The 23,008-nt window shown below is 50.5% G+C and carries 21 protein-coding genes; 1 reads left to right on the top strand and 20 read right to left on the bottom strand.

The window, feature by feature from the left end; translation table 11 throughout:
• Positions 1–6 precede the first annotated feature (6 nt).
• The 14 genes from PXY01_RS13785 to PXY01_RS13720 all read right to left on the bottom strand — a co-directional run bounded on the left by PXY01_RS13785 (position 7) and on the right by PXY01_RS13720 (position 14,035).
• On the bottom strand, positions 7–261 hold the full coding sequence (locus PXY01_RS13785) for a glutaredoxin family protein (protein ID WP_127570602.1): 255 nt from the start codon (positions 259–261) through the stop codon (positions 7–9).
• Positions 262–295: 34 nt separating this feature from the next.
• Positions 296–1,492: a CaiB/BaiF CoA transferase family protein gene (locus PXY01_RS13780; protein ID WP_127570601.1), complete on the bottom strand. Its 1,197-nt coding sequence runs from the start codon at positions 1,490–1,492 to the stop codon at positions 296–298.
• Positions 1,489–2,103 (bottom strand): cysteine dioxygenase family protein, encoded by a 615-nt coding sequence (locus PXY01_RS13775; protein WP_164744421.1) that lies wholly within the window; start codon positions 2,101–2,103, stop codon positions 1,489–1,491. The genes PXY01_RS13780 and PXY01_RS13775 overlap by 4 nt, the downstream gene beginning before the upstream one ends.
• A gap of 127 nt (positions 2,104–2,230) precedes the next feature.
• Positions 2,231–2,959 carry a CoA-transferase gene (locus PXY01_RS13770; protein WP_127570599.1) on the bottom strand — a complete coding sequence of 243 codons (729 nt, stop codon included), beginning with the start codon at positions 2,957–2,959 and terminating at the stop codon, positions 2,231–2,233.
• Complete coding sequence (locus tag PXY01_RS13765) at positions 2,944–3,813, bottom strand: CoA transferase subunit A (RefSeq protein WP_127570598.1); 870 nt, start codon at positions 3,811–3,813, stop codon at positions 2,944–2,946. The genes PXY01_RS13770 and PXY01_RS13765 overlap by 16 nt, the downstream gene beginning before the upstream one ends.
• The gene (locus tag PXY01_RS13760; protein WP_127570597.1) at positions 3,797–4,729 is read right to left on the bottom strand and encodes a LysR family transcriptional regulator; all 933 of its coding nucleotides are present in this window, start codon (positions 4,727–4,729) and stop codon (positions 3,797–3,799) included. Before PXY01_RS13760 ends, PXY01_RS13765 begins: the two co-directional genes overlap by 17 nt.
• A 35-nt stretch (positions 4,730–4,764) precedes the next feature.
• The gene (locus PXY01_RS13755; protein ID WP_127570596.1) at positions 4,765–5,898 is read right to left on the bottom strand and encodes an LLM class flavin-dependent oxidoreductase; all 1,134 of its coding nucleotides are present in this window, start codon (positions 5,896–5,898) and stop codon (positions 4,765–4,767) included.
• Positions 5,899–5,910: 12 nt separating this feature from the next.
• Positions 5,911–6,456: a TlpA family protein disulfide reductase gene (locus tag PXY01_RS13750; protein WP_127570595.1), complete on the bottom strand. Its 546-nt coding sequence runs from the start codon at positions 6,454–6,456 to the stop codon at positions 5,911–5,913.
• On the bottom strand, positions 6,453–7,679 hold the full coding sequence (locus PXY01_RS13745; protein WP_127570594.1) for an acyl-CoA dehydrogenase family protein: 1,227 nt from the start codon (positions 7,677–7,679) through the stop codon (positions 6,453–6,455). Before PXY01_RS13745 ends, PXY01_RS13750 begins: the two co-directional genes overlap by 4 nt.
• Positions 7,680–7,698: 19 nt before the next feature.
• Entirely contained in the window at positions 7,699–8,481 is a 783-nt protein-coding gene (locus tag PXY01_RS13740) for an ABC transporter permease (RefSeq protein ID WP_127570593.1), read from the bottom strand.
• Between the two features lie 28 nt (positions 8,482–8,509).
• Complete coding sequence (locus PXY01_RS13735) at positions 8,510–9,616, bottom strand: ABC transporter substrate-binding protein (protein WP_127570592.1); 1,107 nt, start codon at positions 9,614–9,616, stop codon at positions 8,510–8,512.
• A 29-nt stretch (positions 9,617–9,645) separates the two neighbouring features.
• Positions 9,646–10,530: an ABC transporter ATP-binding protein gene (locus tag PXY01_RS13730; RefSeq protein ID WP_127570591.1), complete on the bottom strand. Its 885-nt coding sequence runs from the start codon at positions 10,528–10,530 to the stop codon at positions 9,646–9,648.
• Positions 10,531–10,783: 253 nt separating this feature from the next.
• Positions 10,784–12,229 (bottom strand): methyl-accepting chemotaxis protein, encoded by a 1,446-nt coding sequence (locus PXY01_RS13725; RefSeq protein ID WP_127570590.1) that lies wholly within the window; start codon positions 12,227–12,229, stop codon positions 10,784–10,786.
• A gap of 252 nt (positions 12,230–12,481) precedes the next feature.
• Complete coding sequence (locus PXY01_RS13720; protein WP_127570589.1) at positions 12,482–14,035, bottom strand: stalk domain-containing protein; 1,554 nt, start codon at positions 14,033–14,035, stop codon at positions 12,482–12,484.
• 339 nt (positions 14,036–14,374) lie between these two features.
• Here PXY01_RS13720 and PXY01_RS13715 point away from each other — a divergent pair, with 339 nt between their 5' ends.
• Positions 14,375–14,668 carry a hypothetical protein gene (locus tag PXY01_RS13715; protein WP_127570588.1) on the top strand — a complete coding sequence of 98 codons (294 nt, stop codon included), beginning with the start codon at positions 14,375–14,377 and terminating at the stop codon, positions 14,666–14,668.
• A 96-nt stretch (positions 14,669–14,764) separates the two neighbouring features.
• Here the strand turns inward: PXY01_RS13715 and PXY01_RS13710 are convergent, their stop codons facing one another.
• From PXY01_RS13710 to hutI, 6 genes are all read right to left on the bottom strand, one after another.
• A complete protein-coding gene (locus PXY01_RS13710) occupies positions 14,765–16,825 on the bottom strand; it encodes a methyl-accepting chemotaxis protein (RefSeq protein WP_164744419.1) in 2,061 nt (686 codons plus the stop codon).
• A 341-nt stretch (positions 16,826–17,166) separates the two neighbouring features.
• Positions 17,167–17,619, bottom strand: a complete 453-nt coding sequence (locus tag PXY01_RS13705) for a DUF3237 domain-containing protein (protein ID WP_246027928.1) — start codon at positions 17,617–17,619, stop codon at positions 17,167–17,169.
• Positions 17,616–18,881 carry a flavin-dependent oxidoreductase gene (locus tag PXY01_RS13700; protein ID WP_218028225.1) on the bottom strand — a complete coding sequence of 422 codons (1,266 nt, stop codon included), beginning with the start codon at positions 18,879–18,881 and terminating at the stop codon, positions 17,616–17,618. Before PXY01_RS13700 ends, PXY01_RS13705 begins: the two co-directional genes overlap by 4 nt.
• A 243-nt stretch (positions 18,882–19,124) precedes the next feature.
• Positions 19,125–20,453 carry an amidohydrolase family protein gene (locus PXY01_RS13695; protein WP_127570586.1) on the bottom strand — a complete coding sequence of 443 codons (1,329 nt, stop codon included), beginning with the start codon at positions 20,451–20,453 and terminating at the stop codon, positions 19,125–19,127.
• Between the two features lie 17 nt (positions 20,454–20,470).
• Entirely contained in the window at positions 20,471–21,727 is a 1,257-nt protein-coding gene (locus tag PXY01_RS13690) for a Zn-dependent hydrolase (RefSeq protein ID WP_127570585.1), read from the bottom strand.
• Positions 21,724–23,007: an imidazolonepropionase gene (gene hutI / locus PXY01_RS13685; protein WP_127570584.1), complete on the bottom strand. Its 1,284-nt coding sequence runs from the start codon at positions 23,005–23,007 to the stop codon at positions 21,724–21,726. The genes PXY01_RS13690 and hutI overlap by 4 nt, the downstream gene beginning before the upstream one ends.
• Position 23,008 lies beyond the last annotated feature (1 nt).

The following is a 23,008-nucleotide window of genomic DNA, read 5'->3' as shown; positions in this document are numbered from 1 at the left end:
TGTTTCTTAGGCGAGCAGCAGCGCATCGATGCGGTTAAGATCGCCGTCTGTTACCGCTTCATAGACTTGACCATTACCGATCTCGACAACCGGCACATGACGGATGCCATATTTCACCTCAAGAATGTCGCGCAGATGATCCTTGCCCGTAACATCGATATTGTCGTACTCATAGCCCTTGCTTTGAAAATAAGCTTTCGTCTCCTGGCACGCTTGACAGCCCTCACGGCTCCACAATACAAGCTTCACTTGATTTGACATGTTCAGAACTCTCCTTCTTCATCATTAATTTTGATCATGGGGTCCGAACGGCTGGTGACAGCCATTCATGGAACACTTCTTCGGTATGCTCGCCCTTACGGGGCGGCAGGCTGCGGATGGCGAATTGTACGCCTGATATCTTGACAGGGAATGCCACCGTCTTCGTCACTGCACCATTAGGCAGCGGCAGCTCCTCAATCAGGCCCATCGCTTCTACACCTGGGTCGTTCAGAATATCCTCGAACGTATTGATCGGCGCGAACGGTACGCCTCTGCGCTCGAACTCCTCCAGCCAATAAGCGGCAGGGCGCTGCTCGAATTTGGGCTGCAGCAGCTTCACCAGCTCCTTCTGATTGCGTGCGCGCAAGGTCTGCGTGACGAATCGCGGGTCCTGTGCAAGCTCCGGCTGCCCGACCGCCTCGGCAACCTCCTGCCACAGCTTATCGTTGCCGGCTGCAATGACGAACGGCTTATCGCTTCCGCGAAAGCCTTGGTAAGGCGCGTTCCGTGGGTGCGCGGTGCCCAGCCGCTTCGGCGGCGTCAGATTACCGTAATACTCACTTGTCTGCAGGGCAGATATGCCCAGCACGCTTCCAAGCATCGAGCAATCGATGTATGAGCCCTCGCCGGTTTCCCTCGCTTTAAGGATGGCAGCCGTTATGCTGTAAGCTGCATATAATCCGGCCGTGAAGTCTGCAACAGGCACGCCGCATTTGACCGCCTCGCCATCCTCCTCGCCCGTAACGCTCATCAAACCGCTAATAGCCTGAATCGTCACATCGAACGCGCCCCGCTGGGCATACGGTCCTTCTTGGCCATAGCCGGAGATCGAGCAGTATACAAGCTTCGGATTAACTGCAGCCAACGCTTCATAGCCAAGGCCGAACTTCCCGAGCACGCCCGGGCGGTAATTCTCGATGATGACGTCCGCTGCGCGGCACAGCTCCTTCAGCCGTTCCAGCTGCTCCGGCGATTTGAAGTCGATTGCAATGCTCCGTTTGTTCCGATTCAGCGAAGCGAAGTTGGAGCTGTACTCTTCCCCCTCCTCACCGGTAAAGAACGGCGGCCACTGCCGCATGCCGTCGCCGCTGTCCGGCCGCTCTACCTTCACAATGTCCGCTCCGAGATCCGCGAGCAAGGACCCGGTGAACGGTCCTGCAGCGATCTGCCCGAATTCAATCACTTTCAGCCCGGTGAGAGGTCCTGTTGTCTGCGTCTGCGTCTTCGTCATCCTGCTTGTGCCTCTTGTACAGGGTAGAGCGGCTGTTCATTGCGATGCTTCGTCACGATTTGGCGCGTGCTGCTCGTCTCCGGATCGTAGAGGAACCGCTCCTGCTTGCCAATATCCGTGCCATAGACATGAACCGTAATTGCCGTTGCTGCGAATGGGTTCGACACCCCATGTATATCATGATCCGGCGGATAGACGAACGAGATCTCCCCTTTCGATGGCTGCACCTTGCCCACTTCCTCAAGGAAGCCATTGCCGCTTGCATCAGCCTGCTTCACTCGGCGATAGCGCGTCTCCTCAATCTGACCTTCGTAGATTCCAACCAGCCCCCAGGTCAGATGATCATGAATTGGCGCCGTCTGGCCCGCTCCCCATACGAATGCCACGATCGAGAACACCTCATCCTCCGGCCGGTACAGCAAATATTGCGCATATTTGTCCGGCAGCGGCTGACGATATTCCACCGGTACGAGCCGTTCATCCTTCAGCAGTTCCTCGAAATACGGGCGTACGCCATCGATCGTCTCCCGCAGCGTCCCCTGCTTCGCAAGCACGTCTCGAACCTGCTGCTCGAACCTTTGGAACGTATCCTGAACCGTTAGCTGAGTCATAATGCTCTCCTCCATTCCAAATCATATTATTCACACCCGATTACCCCAATTTTAAAACGGAATTCCCTATTCGTAAAATTGAAATAACCGAATCATTCATTCAGAAAAAATGAACCTAGGCACATCGCTATCGAAGCTCGCTGCCTGCGAACTCCGGGTAGATCGCCCGCAGATCGTTCTTCACCTCAGACCGCAGCAATTGCACCAATTCCGAATCTGGTTCCGCGAGCGTCTCCACTGCCGGAGCATGGTTCAACCGGAAGCCCGTGCGCTGCGCTACCTCTTCCGGCGTCACGCCGGGCGCCGTCTGCACAAGCTCCAACCGCCCTTCTTGCGCATCCGGGCGCAGCACCGCAATGGGCGTATAGACGGCTTCTAGCCTGCCGAGAGAGGATTCTGTACGATGGGCCGGCGAGGCGCTGCTCGTTATGAAATCAAGCCGCTCCGGGAACCCCTTCAGCTCATGGTCTGCCTTGAACAGGTACACGCGCTTGCTGCGATAATAGAACATGGCCGCTCCTGCACCGCCCGCAAGACGCACGGTTGGGGCTGCGTAATCCCCGATCACATGGAGATTAATATTGCCATATGCGTCAATCTGCGCCCCGCTTAAGAAGAACACATCGGCAGCGCCGCGCTGCACGAAATTAAAAAACTGCTGCATATCCGTAAATGGCCAATCTATAGATGAGCCCAGAATATAGGCGCTCGCCAAAGGCGCATGCGCCCGCTTCGCCAGCAGCGCAGCAGCGGCGGGAATAGGTGAATTATTGCCCACCACAGCCTTCTCGCCATTACGGATCTGTACGGCAAGCGAGCATATGAGCCGTTCGGCATTCGTCAAGCGATCCCCCATACGGCACGCTCCTTCTCCGATACATGGTGCCTCACATATTCAGTATGGCTCTCGTAAGCCAGAACCTGCTCCTGCACATATTGCTCGAACCCCTCCTGTGTCCTCGCCTGCTGTGCATAGCGCTGGAAGGCTGAGCGATCCACGTCATAATAATCCGGGCAGGCAGACGGATGAGCACCATATGGCGCATGCACGACAGCGGTCAGCAGAGCGGCTGGAATTTTCACGCCTTTGCTCTCATCGAGCTGCCTGGCCTCCACTACTTCCTCCACCGTCACAATATTAATCCGTGAAGCTTGCACCAGCTGCATAATATTCTGATAGCGACTGGCGATCACATTGCCTGCCGTATCGGCCTGAAACGCATGGAAAAGCGTCACATCCGGTGTAATGGCAGGGACAACGACGATCTGCTGTTCCGGCTCATAAGGGTCGGCGATCAGCTTGAAATCGTCCCTCACCTTCAAGTAGTCGGTTCCGAGCATTCCTTGCACCGGGATGAACGGAATGCCCATCGCGCCTGCTGTTAAGGCCGAAGCTATACCTGGGCACGTATGATCGAGAACGCGAAGGGCTCCCTGCTCGGTTAACCGCCGAAACCGCGGGGCCAGTCCCGATTCCCCGAGCATCATATGAGACAGCTCGATCGATTGTACAACCCCTCTGCCGACAAGCAGATCGGCATTGAGTCCGACGGAGCCGCTGCATAGAAGCCGCAGCCCTGTTAAGTCCGCTCGTATCAATTCCCGAATGAGCGCCATTGGCGCCATCTCCATGCTGCCGCTAATCGCCACTTGATATCCGCTGCGAACGAGCGCAGCCGCCTCCTTCAATTCCTTATGAATAGATGACATCGGCAGCCTCCTTTCCGATTCCTTTGGATACAGGATCACGCTTTAAGCCCTTGCGTATCGCCTCAATCAGCTTCGAGCCGGCGACGCCGAGCGGCGGTCCGTCCATTTTGCGCAGAATGCCTGTAACAAGACCCGCGTTAAGATCAACAATCGGCTTCACAACGGTCCCCTTAGGCGGAGGGGTGACGCTAATTTGCGGTACGACCGCCATACCCAAATTCGATTGCACATAATATTGCAAAGCGGACATCATACTGATCTCGGTCCCATACTGCGGCGTCACGCTGCATTCCAGCAGCCGGTTTTCTAAGCTTTTGCGAAAAGGGCATAACGACGTCGTCAGCAGCAAATGCTGATCCTGCAAATCCTGCATATAGATCGAGTCCTTCAAGGCTAGCTCGTTCCCCTCGGGCAGAAGCAGCACGAGCTCCTCTGTGAACAGCGGCTCGAAGGTCATCCCTTCGCCTGTCTCGGGTGTTGTGCAGATGACGAACTCAATCTTATCCTCCTGAAGCATCTGATTTAGCATAAAGGTGCTGCTAATCTGAAGCTTTAACTGCACCTTCGGATGCTGTGCGCGGAACGTCGCGAGAATCGGCGGAAGCCGCAGACTCGCCGTCGGCTCCATGACACCAAGCCGTACAATGCCTGCATCGCCCTGCGCCCACTCATTCATCGTCGCCTGCAGCAGGTCGAAATCCTTCAATAACACTGACGCCCTATCATAGAGCAGTCTACCCGCTTCCGTCAGCTTCACCTTCTTGCCCCGCTCCAGCAGCTTCATGCCAAGATCCGACTCCAGCCTTTGAATGTGAAGCGTAATGCTGGACTGCACATATTGAAGCTGATCAGCCGCTGCCTGAAAGCTGCCCAGCTGAACAATGGTCTGAAAGGTTTTAAGTGTCTTCAAATCCATAGCGTTCATCCTGTTCCGATCATGGAGTCATATCATTAGGCAAGTCGTGCCGCCTTCACCGACTCCCGCTCCGCCAGCTTCTTCCTCACACTCGGGATAAGCTCCCGGCCCACCGCTTCCACCGTCTCAAGGAATGGATAGCCGCGCAGCAGAAACTTCTCGAACCCAAGGTCGGCATACTCGAGTATCCGATCAGCCACTTGGTCCGGCGTGCCCACGAGCGCAATCGAGTTGCCGCCCAGCGCTTGGGTCAAGCCGGCCCACAGGTTCGGTCCGATCTGAAAGCCATTATGGCGCGACGACTCCATTAGCTGCTGCAGCCTTTTCTCTCCGAATGATTCATTTCGGGCCGTCAGCTTCGCCTTCGCCTCATAGACATGGTCCGGAACGTACTGAATACGGCTGCGGGCATTTGCCCACGCTTCCTCCTCCGTATCCCCCAGATACACTTGGAACGAGATGCTGTAGCCAAGCTCTCGATTGTACGCCGCCGCCGCTGCCTTCACTTCATCGATTCGTTCCTTCGTCAGCTCCAGCGTCTCGGCCCACAGCATATACACATCGGCTTCCTTCGCCGCGGCTTCGATTGCCTCGCTTGATGCACCGCCGAAGTAGATCGTAGGCCTTGGCTGCTGAACGGATTTATAGAATAAAGCGGCGTCCTTCAGATGATAGAACTCGCCTTCATGGGTGAAGCGATCCTCTGTAAATAGACGCTTCAGCACATGAATGAACTCTGCCGTTCTTCTGTACCGACTCGCGTGGTCTAAGAAATCACCGTCCGCATTCAGCTCAGCCGGATTACCGCCTGTAATAATATTGACGAGCGCCCGTCCTTGTGTGTAATAATCGAGCGTGCCGATTTGCCGCGCGAACGTCGCAGGCGCCGTAAAGCCTGGACGTGCCGCAATTAGGAGCTTTAACGTTTCCGTGCTGGATGCAAGCGCAGAGGCTGTCACGAGCGAATCCAAGCAGCTGTTACCGGTCGGCAGCAGCAGCGCCGTAAAGCCGTTTCGTTCGGCCGCCTGCGCATATTGAATTGCATATGCCAGCGACGGCTCACGGTCGGCTATCGCGGTCCATGGGTCAGTACGTCCAGGCTCCGGATTCGCAGCTCCAACATAGGCCGAGTCGCCGTGCGTCGGCAGCATAGTCAAAAATTCGATCATCACTTATCCCTCCTATACGGTCGGTGAACCGATTAATTCTTTTATTTTGCGATGCATAAGCTCCTCATGTACTTCCCCATATAAAATATCTTGAAGCTTTCCCGAGCGGTCGATCAGAAAAAACGTCGGCAATATCTGCACCTCATAGCGCGCTGCAGCCTCACCACTTGAATCGAACAGTACAGGGTATTGCACACCATATTTTGTCATGAACTGTTCCGCTTCGGAACGACTGTCATCCTTCGTCGCATTAATGGCATAGAAATCAAGCTGGCTGCCATACTCCGCAAACCAAGCATTCATCCTCGGTACCTCCGCTTGGCACGAATCGCACCATGAAGTCCAGAAGCTGATGATCTGCGGCTTGCCGCTGTCCGAGCGAGAGCCGCCCAGCCTTATCGTATGTCCCTCTGCATCCTTCAGCTCAATTGCAGGCGCTGTCTCTTCAATAACGGGCCGGTCAACATCTGCCTTCGAGGCAAACGCGGTATTCCAAATCACACCCGCCGCTAGCAGCAGCAAGACCGCAATAATGGAACGGTTTGCCCACGCTCTCATGGCGTCTTATCCTCCTGCTTAATAAGCAGACTGTCTCCCACTTGGAACGAATCAAGCAGCGCCCATTTGCCAAGCTCCTTCAGCTTATAATCGAGCGGGTCATGCAGGGTATGTGTCCGAATATTCCGCCAATAACGGTCAAACCCGTACTGCGATGAAGTGGATCTCGCCCCCATCACCTCAAATATCCGACTCGTCAGCCCCACGCCAACCTTCGTCGCCGCCGCATTGGCAAGTATAATAGCCTCTATTGTTGATTCGAATTGATCGCCGTGCAGATCAGCCTCATGCTCCCAAGCCTGATCGAATCGTGCGGCCGCTTGATCCGCCAGAAGCCGGGCACTCGACAGCTCGACCCACATTTCGCCGTAATGCTTCAATATATATGGGTCTTCTGACGCCTTCGCCACACCAGACTTCCGGTACGCTCGCGTCGTTGTCCGCGTATAGGATTTCGCCGCCTCGAAAGCACCCTCGGCAATTCCGAGGTACACTTGACCGAGCACAAGCAGAGCCAAATATTCACGCAATCGGATGAACTCACTGTTGCTCCGTTTGACCGCATGCAGCACTTCCGCTTCCTTCACGATGACATTCGTGAAGGTGACCTGTCCGCTATCCGTCTGCCGCTGCCCGAAGTTATCCCAGTCATTATGAACATAGATGCCTTCCCGCCTGGTTGGCACAATGGCGATGAAGGAGCTGCTATCCTCGGAACGAAGAGCGGACAGAATGAGATAGTCCGAATCTGTCGCTCCAGAGCAAAAGCCCTTCGTTCCATTCACGACATAATGCTCACCCTGCTTCGTTGCGAACACCTTCAGTTCAACCGGATTGAATGCATTGCCCCAGAACAGATTGCGCGATATTGTCTCCCGATAATAGAAAGCTTTCTGCTCCGCTGAACCGAACATATGCGGCGTCACAAGGTTAACGAAATGGTAGGCAAACAGATGCGCGATCGAGCTGTCCACACGCGCAATACGCCGAGTGATATACAGCACGTCAGACCAAGTGCCGCCTAATCCTCCGTACTCTTCCGGAATAAGCAGATGCAGCAGACCGCTTGCGCGCAGCAGTTCCTTCTCCTTCACAGCCGTGCCACCGGTACGATCCCGTTCCACCGCCGTCTCCGCCAATTGCTTCACCAGTTCATCCACAACCCCCGCATACCGCTCCAATAGCGGCTGCCCGACGTGCTCTAATTGCTGTTGTTGGCTCATCCTTGTATCCCCCTCAACCTTACGCTTGATCTTCCTTCAACCGGGTCCAAAATAATAGACGACGGCGAATCGCCTCGAAAATAAGCACGATACCGAGGATGACGATACTATTAAAAATCATCCCGCCGATCACGTTCTTATAATCCGAGAAATCGCTGTAATATTGCACGTAATAGCCCATCCCCGATTTGGCGCCGAACATCTCCGCCACGGTTAGAATAATGAAAGCAAAGCCTAGCGCCGTATTCGCACCGCTGAAGATGAAAGGCAAGCTTGCCGGAATGATGACCTTCGTCAAGTAACGGAACCCCTTCAGCCTAAGCACATGGGCATTATCCAAGTAATGCTTATCGACCAGCAGCACGCCTTGTACGGTACTAAGGAACACCGGCCAGAAAGCACCGATAAAGATTAGTGCCATGGAAGCGGACGTGAACGTCGGCAGCAGCGCAATCGCATACGGCGTATACAGCGTCGGCGGGATTGGGCTGAGCGAATGAAAGATCGGCATGAGGATATGACGAATACGTCGATTGAGTCCAATAAACAATCCTCCTACAATGCCGAGCGCCACAGCAGCCAAGTAGCCTGACAGCAGCAGCGTCATCGAGCTGAAGAACCCTTCCACGAGCAATGATTTACCTTCCCACATCGCCTTCACGACAGCTAACGGCTTTGGAAAGAGAATCGGATTGATTCTCTCCCCCAGGTCGTTGAAGAACTGCCAGGCAAGAAGAAAGACGATCAGTATGAGAGCCGTACCGTAATACGTTTTAATAAATTTAACGATCCGATTGATCATGCCATCCTCTCCTTACTTCTTGCCTAGACTACGTATTTTGCTTAATGAATCGCTCCTGTACTTGCTTAAAGAACTCATCATCCGGATTTTCCTCAATTAGCTCCTCTACAGCTTGCTTGTAGAGCGTTGTGTTAATATGCTGGTCAATATCTGTGTCTTTGCCATCCGTTATATAACCGATGCTCACCATCGAGTCCCACATTTCCTCAATCGCCTTCTTGTTCGGATCGGAGTAATTCCATTGATGCTCCTCGATCACCATATCGCGGATTGTGGCATCGTCGAGATTGTTCAAATAAGGTCTGCTCGCGGTGACCGTTTCTTCCGGATCGCTGAAACGAATTTTCTCAGCCTTAATGATCGCTTTGAGGAATCGTTTGTAAGCTTCGGACTTGTCGTTCACCTCATCGGTGTTCGCTACAATCCGGCAGCAGACGCCATCAGGAAGGAGATCATTCGTCCAAGTAACCGGAATAACGCCCGCCTCCGCCGCTGCCGCTCTATTAATGCCGCCGACGCCTACGTCGACTTTGCCCGACTTGATCGCTTCCAGCAGAACTGACGGGCTCTTGAACTCCGTAAGCTCTACATCCTTCTTCCAGTCAATGCCCGCAGCGCTCAGCGCCGTCCGAAGAACGATGTCGCCGGTATAGAGACGAACCGTACCGATTCGTTTGCCTCTGTAGCCTTCAATCGTTTTGTACTGTTCCTTGTCCTCTTCTCTTGCGAATATGGCCGTACCGCCGGATAGATGGCCGCCAATAATCGAGAACTCCGAGCCTTTCGAGATAAATGTAAGCGGCCCCGCTGTACCGAAGGATACGCCGATATCGATCTTGTCGGTCTGGAGTGCATTCAGTCCGTCAGCCGTTACGGCGAACGGCACAAATTCCACCTCAAGGTTCTGCTCTTTGAAATATCCTTTATACTCCGCCAGGAAGCCCAGCTGCGAGCCAAAGCCTTGTCCATAGCCAACCTTCAGCTTGTAGCTCTGCTCTTGATTGGCGCTTGCCTGGCCACTTGTCTCATCGACTGTCGTGGCGCTGGTTGTTTCCTTCTTCTCGCTGCTGCAGCCTGCAATGAGGACTGCAAGCGATAATAGGGCAGCTGCCGCCGCTTTCGTTAGAAACTTCATGTTCGATTCACTCCTAATGAATATAGATGTTAGATGCCGCTGCCAGACAAGCCCATCACATGCGGGCTTTCCAAGCGATCCAGCAGGGCGCGATTCATATGGTTCAACAGCTGCTCGCGCAGTTGACTGAAAGCTTGCGATTCCGTCAGCTTCTTGCGGTTACGCGGCCGCGGGAATGGTACCTCCACCACCTGCGAGATGACGCTGCCCGGCCCTGGGGTGAACAATATGATTCGATCCGCAAGGAAGAGCGCTTCCTCGACATCGTGCGTGACGAACAAAGCCGTTTTCCGTTGATCCTGCCAAAGCTGAACAATAAGATCCTGAAGCTGCAGACGCGTAACCGGATCAAGAGCACCGAATGGCTCATCGAACAGCAGCAAATCCGCCGATAGCGCCAATGCCCGGGCAATGGCCACGCGCTGCTTCATACCGCCCGACAGCTGCCCCGGATACTTGTTATAGGCATGCTCCAGATTGACCAGCCGAAGGTACTGCTCCGCCAGATGCCGAAGCTCCTTCTTGCTGCCCTTCATAATCTGCCTTAGTGCAAGTACTACATTCTCGCCAGCCGATAGCCATGGGAACAATGAATAATCCTGAAACACCATACCGTGAATCGCTTCTTGTCCGTTCTGCTGCTTACTGTCCTTAATTTCGATCGTCCCCTGCTGCGGGGAAGCAAGGCCTGAGATGAGCCGCAGCAGCGTGCTTTTACCGCATCCGCTCGGGCCCATTAGCACCGTAAATTCTCCCTCTCGAACCTGCAAAGATATTTGGTCCAGTATGGTCTGCCCACTATAAGCGAACGACACCGAGTCGACCTCGATTTTAACTTTACGATCCGACCTCTCCTGCTGCTTCACCGACGCTTCCTTCGGCTGCAGCGCTTGTAGCGTCTTATTCAATCGCATCCGCTCCTTCCGCAATCCTTAAATAAACAGAAAGAGACCTAACCCTCTTACTGTGGTCAGGTCTCCGGTTTTCCGGTCGATCCTATTGTCTAGTATTCCAAGTAATTAACTATGATTTAAATGTATACCAACTTTTAGTATGTGTAAAGCAGAATTTCCTGAAGCAAATGTTCAGTTTTTCTGAATTGATGTATGCCCGAGAAGCAAAGAACCACATCCGTATGGGGATGTGGTCCTCGTTTCATTCTGCTGTCTAGCGTCTTACGGTCTGATCCAGCTTCGTCATGAGCCCCTGCAGCTGAGAAATCGACGATACGATATCTTCAACATAACGCTGCTGCGAGAGCGAGCTTGCCAGCACCTCTTCAACCGAAGCAGCCGATTGCTCCGTGAAGGAGGCTACCGATGCCGCCTCCTGTACGACGGTTTGCGACGACGTATCCAGACCCTCATTAAGCACACGGATATATTGTGCTTGATCCTGTACTTCTGCCGCATTCAATTCAATGCCTTCGAATAGTTGCGATACGCTTACGGTCGACTCTCTGCCCGCACGAACAATCGACTGCCCTTCCTCAACGAGCCCTGCCGCTTGACCAATCTTCGTCTGGATTGAGGCGAGAATACCTGCGATATCAAGTGAAGCATCTTGAGCATGCTGCGCCAGCTTACGAATCTCTGATGCGACAACCGTGAAGCCCCTACCAGATTCTCCCGCCCTGGCTGCTTCAATCGAGGCGTTCAGCGACAGCAGATTCGTCTGATTCGCAATCTCTTGAATCGTCGACACAATGCTGCTGATCTTCGCATTCTCCTCGTTGACCTCGCTCATGACGACCGATGTGCTGCCAACCAGCTGATCAATCTCTTGCATATTGTGTGACAGCTCTTCCATTCTCGATCGGCCAAGTACCGTCAGCTCGACGGTTGCCTTTGACTTGTCACTCATGGAGACGGATGCCTGAGCCGTCGTGCTGATGCTCTCGCTCACTTGCTGAATGGCATTCGAAATGCCCGTTACACTGCTCGCCTGCGTCTCAATGCCCGATGCGATCTGTTGGAACGCCATCACAACCTGGGATGAAATATCTCCGGTTTGTCCTGCATTTTGCTGCAAGCTGTGAATCGAATCGCCCAATACTTGAATGGAGCTCTTCACCTCGTTCAATACCTCTTCTGTGCGCAGCCTTGCTTCAGCCGACTCTGCTGCGTTCATCTCCGCTTTCTTCGTCGCTTTCGCTCCGAGCACACTTGATGTAATTAACGCCGCTAACGTTAAGTCCTGAAATGCTATCAGATGGGTGATCGAGAAACTAGCGTAAGTATCCTTGGTATTAAAAAAGTAAATAGTCATCGCATTCGCCAATATCGCACTCAAGGTGAGCGGCCGCCAATCATGGTAGATTGAAACAAGCCCCAATGCGATATAAACAATATACAACCCCTCTATTGTAACGGCCTCTCGTGCAAAGAAATAACAAATACCGCTAATCCCTAACGTAATCATATACCGAATATATGGAATGGCAACTCGCCTCCATATTAGCCCTGCACATAATATACAGAAAGGAATACCGGCTAGCGCCAATATTTTCCGAATCTCACCCTCGGCTATTACAATTCCTAGAATCAGTACTCCTAGCATCAACGAAACCATTAATTTGTTCTTCTTATGCATTTCAAGCAAGTCCGTAGACATCCTAATCCTGCTCCCCCTAAGTATGTAATAATTCCACACACTAAACGAATTGACATATTCTAACAATATATAATTTTTATCGGTTAGAAAATACTATTTGTTGACAATGCAAAAAAATATTTTTTCCTGTAATACAGTTTTGTAATTAAATGGAATATAAAGAAAACGAAAAAGGTTGTGCAAAAAACGGCTCACCTCACTGTTTTCTACACAACCTTTTAATTTGCAGGGACTTATTGGGCAGCCCCTTTACTATGAATTGACCTCACTCGTTTCCAAGAAAGCAATAGCATTATCATTCACCACAACAAGCTCAGTAGCCGAGAGTGGAAGCACTTGAGCAGAAGCAATAGTCCGTTGATTAATGACCAGCTTAAATCTCAAATTCCCTTCAGCATCGAGTGCATGTACAGTACCACCCTGAGTAGAAATGTAGACATTGCCGTATACATCATGAACTAAAGTGCTTGCAAAGAAGCTGTATCCGCGACTCGCTTCTTTGGTCGGCAGTTGATAAGTCCACAGCACTTCCCCGGTGTTAGGGTTTATTTTCTGTAATGTTTTATCTTTATTCGTTACCCGGAACATATGCCCGGATTGCGTCAATGATTCAGAGATCTGTTGCAGCTTGCCTTCAACGAGCCGATACGGCTCTCCTCGATATAGAATTGTTCCATCATCCATCACACTAATGTTATCATATCGCCCTCGCAGCAGCGCGATTAATTCACCTTTCGAATCAAGAACAACCAGATGATCCACATACGACAGATAGAGATGATTAGCGCCATCAGTATGAATCTCTAGCAGTTCATTAAAAGCCGATTCCTTCTCGCTGCCTTTGGTCCATTCCGAATGTACCCAAAGCTTGTTCCCTTGCGGGTCGAATGCAGTAAGACCATCGGTCGTAATAATGATTAAGTTCCCTAATCGATCTATAGTCGCTGCAGGATGAAGAAAATCCATTGAAGGTTCTCCATTTACCTTTACGTATGACGTTACATTAGCCTGAGTATAGAGCGGTATGTTGTTCCAAGCCGTCGTGGTATTGTCACTTGTAATCTTATACCCGCCCTTACCTGTCGCAACAGCATTAATGTCAGGATCGAGCGCGGCCCTATTTTGCTCAAGCGGCATTTCTTTAATTACATTTCCAGCATAGTCCATAATGATAGCCTGATTAAAGCTCGCAAATATTAATTGATCATTCGACATAGCAAACCCTTCATACATCGTATAAGGGCTTTCTGCCTGATACGACCATCTAAGCTTCATGTCCCCGCGATGCTCAAGAACGATCGGCTTTCCGCTGTCGTTTTTAATAGGAAGCTCTAGTTGTTCATCAACAAGCTTCGGATCATCGATGACTACAGTCCGGGTACTGCTGTTCCAAGAGACCTCTGCCCCTAACGACTCGCCAATGAAACGAATCGGTACATAGACACTGTTATTCATCATAAAGGGCGGAGCAGATAACGTAATCGGTTGATTATTCTTATAAGCCGTTGTTTTGCCGATCTGAAGCTCGATTGTGGTGCCGCCTTTGACCCCAATGACCTTCTTCTCGCTGGACTTATATGTAACCTCTGCTTGAAGCGACTCAAAAATTAATCGCATTGGCACAAAAATGCTTCCGTTCTTACTAATGGGAGACAGATCGGATACAAGCTCTTTCCCGTTTACCGTAATATGAGTATTAGGGCTCGCTGAAGCCGTATGCTGGAGAGCTGGAACGATTAGGGTGGTTAATAGCAATCCAGTTGCAAGCTTTCTAAGGACATTTCCCTTTCTACGATTGGACAACACTCAGCTTCATCTCCCTATAGAATATTATTCCTTAATATATCATTCTAAGATACTATTAATAATTTTACTATAACCCAGAATCTGTTTCAGATACAGGCAGCATCCCTAAACCAACCACCACTCTTACCCAACCCGATTGCCGGAAGAGCTTTTGTTATGGCAGCCTGAGAAGATGTAATTTGTGGACGAGTTAAACCACCACATACGGGCCTCTGTGCAAAACGATCCATCACATAGTATTCTATTACCAATTACTAGTTGATTCTTTCTTACCATGTTTTTATATCCGTTTAATGTTATATTTTTCTTGAACCAAAATTGGAAGGAGATGATGTATTGATGAAGATTAAAACTTTAGCTGTCGGAATAATGGCTGCAGCAGCTTTACTGGTTGGAGGCGCGACCGTCACGAGTTCGATTTCTACACCTGTCGCCGAAGCCGCCTCAATAACGATAACTTTACGTCCCGGCCAAGTTTATGACACAGGTGGTTTGGCAACTAAAATTTCCCCATCTAATGCAATCGTTATAGATTTCAACCAATATATCCATGCATTGCAGCCTGGAACAGGTGTCGTTGACGTATATAAAAACGGCGTAACGACTCGATACAATGTACTGGTAACTAATTAGTAAGACAAAGGCATTACTTGCGAGCACCCTGTGCGGGAAGGTCTCGTAGTAATGCCTTTTATCTTCTAGATGTTTGGAGTTGTCCCCTGCTGCCACTTATATTTTAAATTTCAAGTTTAGTTCATTTAAAGTATCGACAAGCTGCTTCAGATCCTCGATCGCAGACACTACAGACTCCAGATCCTTCGCTTGGGATTGTAACGTATAGGAGGCCTGCTCCGAGGAGGCCGCGCTTTCTTCCGAGATAGCCGAGATCTCTTCAATCTCTGCTGCCAATCGCTTCGAATCCTCGGTTAATTGCGTAATATGCTCGCTGTTGGCTGCCAACTGCTGATTAATGTCTGCAATAGACGCGGATATGAGCTGGAAAGCCCCGCTTACTTTCACAATGGCTTCTGTCTGCTCGACTCCCCGTTCTTTTACAATATGCATAGCCTCGACGGTCCCTTTCGAGCTCTCCTGCACCGCGGCAATAATGTTCTCGATATCCTTCGTCGAGCTTCTCGAATGCTCCGCCAGCCTGTGAATTTCATTGGCAACAACCGCGAAGCCCTTGCCCGCTTCACCGGCTCTTGCCGATTCAATCGATGCATTCAAAGCCAGAAGATTGGTCTGCACGGCGATTTGATTAATCTGCTCTACGATCTGGCCAATATGTTGATGCTGCTCATTCAGACCGTCAATCGTCCGCTCAATATGATCGATTGCAGTATTATTCTTAACGTTAACTTCATTCAATCCTGTGACCACAATTAGACTTTCCTTACTATTCTCATTCATCTCGCCCATGGTTGTGAGTACATTGTTCGTATTCTCATACAGAATTTTGCTTTTCCCAGCAAGCGATAGAGCGAACTCGGAGCTGCTCTCAACCGATGTCGATTGAGCCTTCGTTCCGCGTGCGATTTCATCGACAGATGCAGTTACTTGATCGGATGCAGCCGCAATCTCATGCGAAGAAGACGTTAATGAAAGGATCGATTTATGGATGCTCTCGGATACATAGCGAATACTTCTCGTAAGGTTCCCCAGCTCTTTAACCATGAGGTTAAAGTTAATTCCGATCTCACCAATTTCATCTTTGCTATTAATGGTTGCTTGAATGGTTAAATCGCCATCCTTCACTTTGTTCATACTAGCGATAAGTTGGCGCAGCGGTTTCGCAAATTTATTCCCTAACAGCATCGCTACTGCTACAGCAATGATTATAACGATTACCAGCACCACAGCAATCAACCGCGTTAACGAGTTGACATCATGGTACATATCTTCCTTAGTCGAAGTAATCAGCAGCACATGACCATTAGACAATGTCGCGTACGAGATCACTTTCTCTTCACTATCCAATACGATTTCATCTACACCTGATTCGCTTGCCTTTATATGTTCTGACATGTCGGTATTTACATTAGCTAAGTTGTCCTGCAAGGTTCGCGAGGGATCGATCAAGAAGCTCTGGTGGGCATTTAACAACGAACCATAGCTATTCTTATAGGGCTTAATCGCATTAACAACGTCGGTGAACAGCTTGAAGTCGATATCCATTCCGACAACGCCGATCGTTACCCCATCTTTAAAGAGTGGAATGACATAGCTGATCATATCAACGCCGATATTTTCATTACGGTAAGGGTCCATCCAGATAGGCTCTCCCGCCTGAATCGGGCTGTAATACCATCCGACGTGCTCTGTGTCGTTAGCATCATACTTGCTGAAATCGGTAGGGACCAATTGCTCGATCGTACCATCTCCGTCAGTGTCGGCGTAGAACAATCCGGACGTCGGCTCTGTAAATGCCGGATTGAACCTTACATAGAAAGACATGGCCCCATCGGTATTCGCGGCGAACTGCTCGGCGACCGGCCTAATGGATTCTTGATAATGGTGGACATAGGCTGGGCTTGTTTGAAACTTCGCTGCGTTATCCAGCATGGAAAGTACGGATATAGCGAGTCCGTTAACGGATGTTTCAATTTTACCGATGGTCTCGTTTAACGTTTTTGCATTGCTTTCCGCTAACAATTGCGCACTGTCTGAGGAATATTCTTTTAATATCCCCCTGCTTGCATAGATGCTTATGATACCGACTAGTAACACCGCTAATACCGAGCACAACGTGATCGCATACATAATTTTAGTTCTTATGCTTTTTGTCAAAACAGTTTTCCTCCTGATATGGTGACTGAGCACTGATGTCAACTGCAGACTTCGGTAAAGATCGAGTAGAACCATTATATAACACCCGAAAGAAATTAACCCCCTAAAAAGTTCAATAGTAACTGAAAAAACTCATTAATTTTAATTTTAGAACCCATATTTTCTCTTATAGTTACTCTTGTTAACTAGTTTTGAAATTCGTTATATTTCTTCTACGCATGTACGCATAGTCCATTAATTCCTTCCCAAAATAAAATAAAGCACCTTCAAGTTATCCCCCACATCTTGCGACATCGGGACATGATCTTGAAGGTGCTTTGTAATTGAAATCCATTCCAAGTTTATTCACAACTATAGAATTGAAATAAGACATGGTCCTTTCGACGTTCTCCTGTGCCAACAAAGACTTTTCTCGTTAGCCAATCATACTTCCCTTGCTCCACTTCAAATATAGGCGAGGAACGGAAATAGTAATGTTCAGGGGCCACCTCTATACCTTGTGCCATTTGTGCCATAATGTCAGGCGGGCCATGTCGGTAACCCTTATTCATAATATAAATACAAACTCCATCATGCGTCTTCATCGTATAGTGCGCTTCAATTTCAGCTACTCCATCAGGCCGCACAAGCTGCCAATCCGCACCGCCAGGCAATATGACACCACTTATCTCTTGACCTGCAAATGCTCCGCCCAGAATGGGAATCATTTTACGAATTCCTTTGGCCGTGACACCAACCTCTTGAACAGCCCCGACTTCCATTTTGGCTTCAAATACTGGTTTGAGTGTAATCACGATATTGCCTTCATCTCTAGTCGGTTAAGCTGTTCCTTATCGAAACCGGCAATTTGCTTATAACGATTAGCTACTTCCTCTAATTCAGCTTGCGAGATTACATCCTCTAAACGTTCAAATCCTTCAGGAGCACGCTCGTGAACCATTTGCATCACAATCTCAGGACCATGCTGTCGATTACTATTTACGATAGATGCCGTTTTATGAATACGTCTTTGCTCATAAGCGAATAGAGCTTCCTCAATATTTTGATTCTCCTTAAGCGATAAATATAACGCTTCAGCGTCTAGTATAGCCTGCGAGGCTCCATTAGAACCTATTGGATACATTGGGTGAGCAGCATCGCCAAGCAGTGTTACTCGATTAAAACTCCACCGCGGTAAAGGGTTTTTATCTACAAGTGGAAACTCATATACATATTCAGCACCTGAAATTAAGCTAGGCACATCTAACCAGTCAAATGTCCAGTCTTGAAATTTAGGCGCGAAGTCAGCGAGATTAGCAAGCCTGTTCCAATCATTGCGATTAGGCGCTTCGGCTACAGATAGCTCCGCGATCCAGTTAATATCGCAATAACCGGAATGATCAGGGGTAGTAATCGGATAAGCAACGAATTTCTCATCAATATTGCCTGCCATAATCATCGTGCGACCCGATAGGAATGGTTTGGCCTTCGTCATCCCACGCCATAATATTCTACCGCCATATATTGGCTGATCGTCTTGTGGATAAAGCTGCTTTCTTAAAGCAGAATGGATGCCATCTGCTCCGATCAAGAAATCAGACTCCACCAGTTCAAGCTGCTCATGTTCATTATTACGATCTATAAAATAAGCTTGTACCTTATTATTAAGCTGTTCAACATGAGATAAGTGCATTCCTGTATGTATACAGCCCTCTCCAAGCACTCGTTTGACTTCATGTAGCAGTATTCCTTGCAGCCTGCCTCTGTGTATAGAATATTGCGGCCAATTATAGCCCGCATCCATACCGCGGTCTTCCCGCCAAATTAATTGACCGAATTTGTTATGGTATGCCAGCTCCTTCGTCCGTACTGCTGATTCATCCAACGCCTCTTGCAATCCTAAATCCCATAATATTCTCACAGAATGAGGCAATAGATTTATTCCTACACCTAATTCCTTAATCGTTTTAACGGACTCGTAGATCTGAACCTCTACTCCAGCACGATGAAGATATAAAGCCGTTGTTAAGCCGCCAATCCCAGCGCCAACAACAATGGCTTTTATACTTTTGTTCATAGGTATGCCCCTCCCGGACTATCATTTGTACCGTAAAAATCTGAGCGACGATTGATGTAAGCGTTTAACTTTATTATATTATAAGATTTGTCATTTATATATATTTATCGAGTAAATTTGTTGCAGAGCCGATGTCTATAACGCAACGAGCAATGAAGCACAGTCGTTGTTTCCCATCACCATATTGGGGTGCTGAATAGAAAAAGGAGATGATGTCACGAAACGTCATCTCCTCCTGCTGTCTTAACTATTGTTAGATTCTAATAATCGATCAAATAGAGCGTCGACACGGGTGCTGATACTGCGTTCAGGTATAGTCACAATATCGTTATTGTCGTACACAACGCGGCCGCCTACGACTACCCGCTTCACGGCAGACGGCTGCATGGCGTACACCATATTGGCAAACAGCTCATTGCGCGGAGCGAGCGACAGGTCATGAATATCCAGTGCATTGAAATCGGCGTAATAACCGGCTTCTAGTTTGCCGACTGGCAAACGCAGCACCTTTCCTCCGTTGTCTGTCCCCATTTGGTACGCTTGCTGCGCCGTCATGCATGTTCCATCCAGACGAGCTACCTTCTGAAGTAATGACACCATCCGCATTTCCTCATAGACACTATTGCGATTATTACTGCATGCTCCATCAGTCCCAAGCGATACTGTAACCCCGGCTTTCACAAGATCGGGAATCCGAGTGATGCCATCGGCTAGAAACATGTTGCTCGATGGACAGTAGGCAAGTGAAGCGCTGCGGCTGCCGGCCAGTGCAATTTCGGAATCGTCCAGCCACACAAGATGAATCGCGATCATTCGTTCATCCAGAACGCCGAGCGAATCGAGGTAATGAATCGGCCGTTTACCGTAATCCCGTAAAATTTCCTCTACCTCAAACATCTCTTCCGCAACATGAATATGGTAAGGCGTATCCAGCTCCTGCGCCAGCCGGTGTCCCGCTTGGATCATTTCCGGCGAAGCTGCGTGCGGGCTATGGGGCGCCGGATGGATCGCCACCATCGGATTCCCCTGATATTTCACCGCGAGCGAACGCGTCCGGCTTACCGCATCTGCAATCGATTCGCGGTAAGCAATCGGGGCGCCATCCCAGTCATACATGGTGCGCGCCATGACAAAACGGATGCCCAGGTCATTAGCTGCGCGAATGACGGCCTCATCATAGGCCGTTCCGTCATGATGAATGTAGAAAAAGTCACACACCGTTGTTACGCCATAACGAAGCATCTCGCCAAAAGCGAGCAGCGCGCCTGTATAAATGTCCTCCTCCTTCAGCAGCGGAGTGTACTTATACAGCGCCTGATCCCGCCATTCCAGGAACGGCTTGTCTATGGCGATGCCGCGCAGCAAGCTTTGGAACGAGTGATTATGAGCATTGACTGTGCCCGGCACAATAGCTTGCCCTTCCCACGCAACAAGCTCTGCTCCAGGGTAGCGAGCCTCAAGGTCCGCACGGGTGCCCGTATCTTGAATCATTCCATTCTCAACCAGCAGTGCGCCGTCTTTGCAGAAGTCGCCAGCTAGATAAACGTAATCGGCTGTAAATAGCTTTTGCATCCTGATCTCTCCTTAGCTTAACGGTGTAATTGGTCGTCCAGCGCCAGAAGCGAATGCAGCAGCACATTAGCCGCCTTCTCGATGTCCTCGATGCGGCTCTCTTCCTCCGGACAATGGCTCTTGCCGTCAATGCTCGGTACAAACAGCATACCCGAACGGGTTAATGCTGCCATATGCGCCGCATCATGACCGGCCATGCTTCCTAACGTATACGACTTATAGCCTAACTTCGAGGTCTGCGCGGCGGTAATGTCCATGACGAGCGGGTCCATCGCAACCGGATGTTGATCGAGCAGCAGCCTCCGCTCCAGACGGACGCCCCTTCGTGCAGCAATCGCTTCGGCATTTTTAGCCCACTTATCCAGCACTTCCCCAATCTCGGCCCTCGTCTTGCTGCGAATTTCCATATGAAACCGCACCTGACCCGGGATAATATTAGCCGCGTTCGGCTCATTGGCGATCGTTCCGATCGTGCCAACCGTTTCCGCAGAAGGATGCTCCCGACACGCCGCTTCAAAGGCCAGCATCATCTCGGATGCCGCCATGAGCGCATCCTTACGATTCTCCATCAGAGTCGTACCTGCATGATTGGCTTCCCCGATGACCGTAACATCTTCTCGGTAAATGCCTGTAATCGCCGAAACAACACCAACGGGAATCTCCCTCTCCAGGAGCCTCAGCCCCTGTTCGATGTGAACCTCCAGAAAGGCCGCCAATTCCTCCGGTTTACGACGGGCGTCCTCCAGACGCTCCGGATTCCCGCCTGCTAAGCGCAATGCATCCGCCAAAGAAGTACCGTTATGATCCTGTACACCTTCAATATTTGCTTTTCCCAGCTTGCCTGCTACAGTACGGCTGCCGAAGGTGGAAAGACCGAACGGATTAGGCTCCTCCGCGCTGAAGGAAACGAGCTCGAACGGATGACGAGTATCCAGACCACTCTCCTTCAATACCTCCATGACCTCCAACGCGAGAATGACTCCAAGCGCTCCATCATACCTTCCTCCGTTCGGAACGGAATCGAGATGAGAACCGAAGGCAATGACCGGAAGATTGCAATCTGCACCCTTCCGATGTGCCCAGATATTCGCCGCTTCGTCCACCTTAATGTCCAGATCAAGTGCGCGAAGCTGCTGTTTCAGCCATTCCCGCGCCTCAAGCTCGGCCGGAGTGAACGTCGTGCGGTCCATGCCGTCCCCCGCATTGCGTCCAATTTCGCCGAGCTCAAGAATACGGGCTTGTATTCTTGCAGCGTTAACCTTCAGTTCCTTCACCCGGCCAGCCTCCTTCCGTCCTGAATTACGACTCGGCCGTTTTTAATCACCGTTTCCACCAAATTAACGCCGTAATGATATTGCAGATATAAATAATTCGGTGCATCAAACAATACAACATCCGCCTGCTTGCCGACCTCAAGGCTGCCAATGCGATCCGCTCGACGAATCGCGTGTGCGGCATTGATCGTGACGGCCGTTAGCGCTTCCTCCGGGGTCATGTGCATCGTCAAGCACGCTAAATTCATAATGAGCGGCAGCGACTCCGTCGGACATGATCCAGGATTGCGGTCGGTAGATAGAGCAACAGGCACACCGGCATCAATCATTTGGCGTGCCTCCGCCGGCTTCGTCATCAGGAAGAAGGCCGTCCCCGGCAGGAGAACCGCAATAACCCCCTTCTTGGCCATAGCACGGATACCCTCGTCCGAAGCGCGAAGTAAGTGCTCGGCTGACACGGCGCCGATTTCAGCCGCCAATTCTGCCCCACCGTAAGGGACGATCTCGTCGGCATGGATCTTCGGCAGCAGCCCCCACTGCATGCCCGCCTCCAGAATGACTCGCGACTGCTCCGGCGTAAAGACGCCTTCTTCGCAAAACACATCGCAAAATTCAGCCAGTCCTTCGCGGACAACCGTCGGGATCATCTCCTCTGTGATGAGCCGCACATAAGCGTCCGGATCTCCCTTGTATTCCCGAGGTACAGCATGTGCACCCATAAACGTCGATACAAGATCGACTGGATGCTGCTCGTGCAGCTGACGTGCCACACGCAGCTGCTTCAGTTCATCCTCCAGCGTAAGTCCGTAACCGCTCTTGGCTTCTACGGTTGTCACCCCATGTTCGAGGAAGCGATCAAGCCGCTTGGCAGTTTCTCGGATCAATTGCTCCTCATCTGCCTCACGAGTGCGGGTGGTGGAATAATGAATTCCTCCGCCCGCATTCATAATTTCCATGTAGGTCGCTCCGTTCAACCGCATGCCAAGCTCTTTCTCCCGAGTACCCGCAAACACGACATGTGTATGCGGATCGACAAGTCCTGGAGTGACCAGCTTACTCGTTGCGTCAATCACAGTCACTTCTTGACCTGCGGAGTGCTGCTCCACATAACGCGCCGCTTCCTCATCTGTACCGACATAAGCGATACGATTGTCCTCAAGCACGACTCCTCCACGCTCGATCACACCCAGTTCGCTCATAGCCGCGCCCGTGCGCGGCTTATCGTTTGGGCCTGCCATCGTTACGACTTGAGCTGCGTTGCGAATATATACCAATCCCATG

The sequence above is a fragment of the Paenibacillus xylaniclasticus genome (genome assembly GCF_004001065.1).
In the GTDB taxonomy this organism is placed as follows: Bacteria; Bacillota; Bacilli; order Paenibacillales; family Paenibacillaceae; genus Paenibacillus_T; species Paenibacillus_T xylaniclasticus.
The sequence above is the reverse complement of the archived record's forward strand: the minus strand, read 5'-3'. Positions and strand labels throughout refer to the sequence as shown.

Bases quoted from the DNA above. Each gene is read 5' to 3' on its own strand.
- PXY01_RS13725 (WP_127570590.1), bottom strand. From the start codon at position 12,229: ATGTCTACGGACTTGCTTGAAATGCATAAGAAGAACAAATTAATGGTT.
- PXY01_RS13760 (WP_127570597.1), bottom strand. From the start codon at position 4,729: ATGGATTTGAAGACACTTAAAACCTTTCAGACCATTGTTCAGCTGGGC.
- PXY01_RS13735 (WP_127570592.1), bottom strand. From the start codon at position 9,616: ATGAAGTTTCTAACGAAAGCGGCGGCAGCTGCCCTATTATCGCTTGCA.
- PXY01_RS13750 (WP_127570595.1), bottom strand. From the start codon at position 6,456: ATGAGAGCGTGGGCAAACCGTTCCATTATTGCGGTCTTGCTGCTGCTA.
- hutI (WP_127570584.1), bottom strand. From the start codon at position 23,007: ATGGGATTGGTATATATTCGCAACGCAGCTCAAGTCGTAACGATGGCA.
- PXY01_RS13785 (WP_127570602.1), bottom strand. From the start codon at position 261: ATGTCAAATCAAGTGAAGCTTGTATTGTGGAGCCGTGAGGGCTGTCAA.
- PXY01_RS13755 (WP_127570596.1), bottom strand. From the start codon at position 5,898: ATGATCGAATTTTTGACTATGCTGCCGACGCACGGCGACTCGGCCTAT.
- PXY01_RS13700 (WP_218028225.1), bottom strand. From the start codon at position 18,881: ATGAACAAAAGTATAAAAGCCATTGTTGTTGGCGCTGGGATTGGCGGC.
- PXY01_RS13740 (WP_127570593.1), bottom strand. From the start codon at position 8,481: ATGATCAATCGGATCGTTAAATTTATTAAAACGTATTACGGTACGGCT.
- PXY01_RS13695 (WP_127570586.1), bottom strand. From the start codon at position 20,453: ATGCAAAAGCTATTTACAGCCGATTACGTTTATCTAGCTGGCGACTTC.
- PXY01_RS13765 (WP_127570598.1), bottom strand. From the start codon at position 3,813: ATGTCATCTATTCATAAGGAATTGAAGGAGGCGGCTGCGCTCGTTCGC.
- PXY01_RS13730 (WP_127570591.1), bottom strand. From the start codon at position 10,530: ATGCGATTGAATAAGACGCTACAAGCGCTGCAGCCGAAGGAAGCGTCG.
- PXY01_RS13715 (WP_127570588.1), top strand. From the start codon at position 14,375: ATGAAGATTAAAACTTTAGCTGTCGGAATAATGGCTGCAGCAGCTTTA.
- PXY01_RS13775 (WP_164744421.1), bottom strand. From the start codon at position 2,103: ATGACTCAGCTAACGGTTCAGGATACGTTCCAAAGGTTCGAGCAGCAG.
- PXY01_RS13780 (WP_127570601.1), bottom strand. From the start codon at position 1,492: ATGACGAAGACGCAGACGCAGACAACAGGACCTCTCACCGGGCTGAAA.
- PXY01_RS13770 (WP_127570599.1), bottom strand. From the start codon at position 2,959: ATGGGGGATCGCTTGACGAATGCCGAACGGCTCATATGCTCGCTTGCC.
- PXY01_RS13745 (WP_127570594.1), bottom strand. From the start codon at position 7,679: ATGAGCCAACAACAGCAATTAGAGCACGTCGGGCAGCCGCTATTGGAG.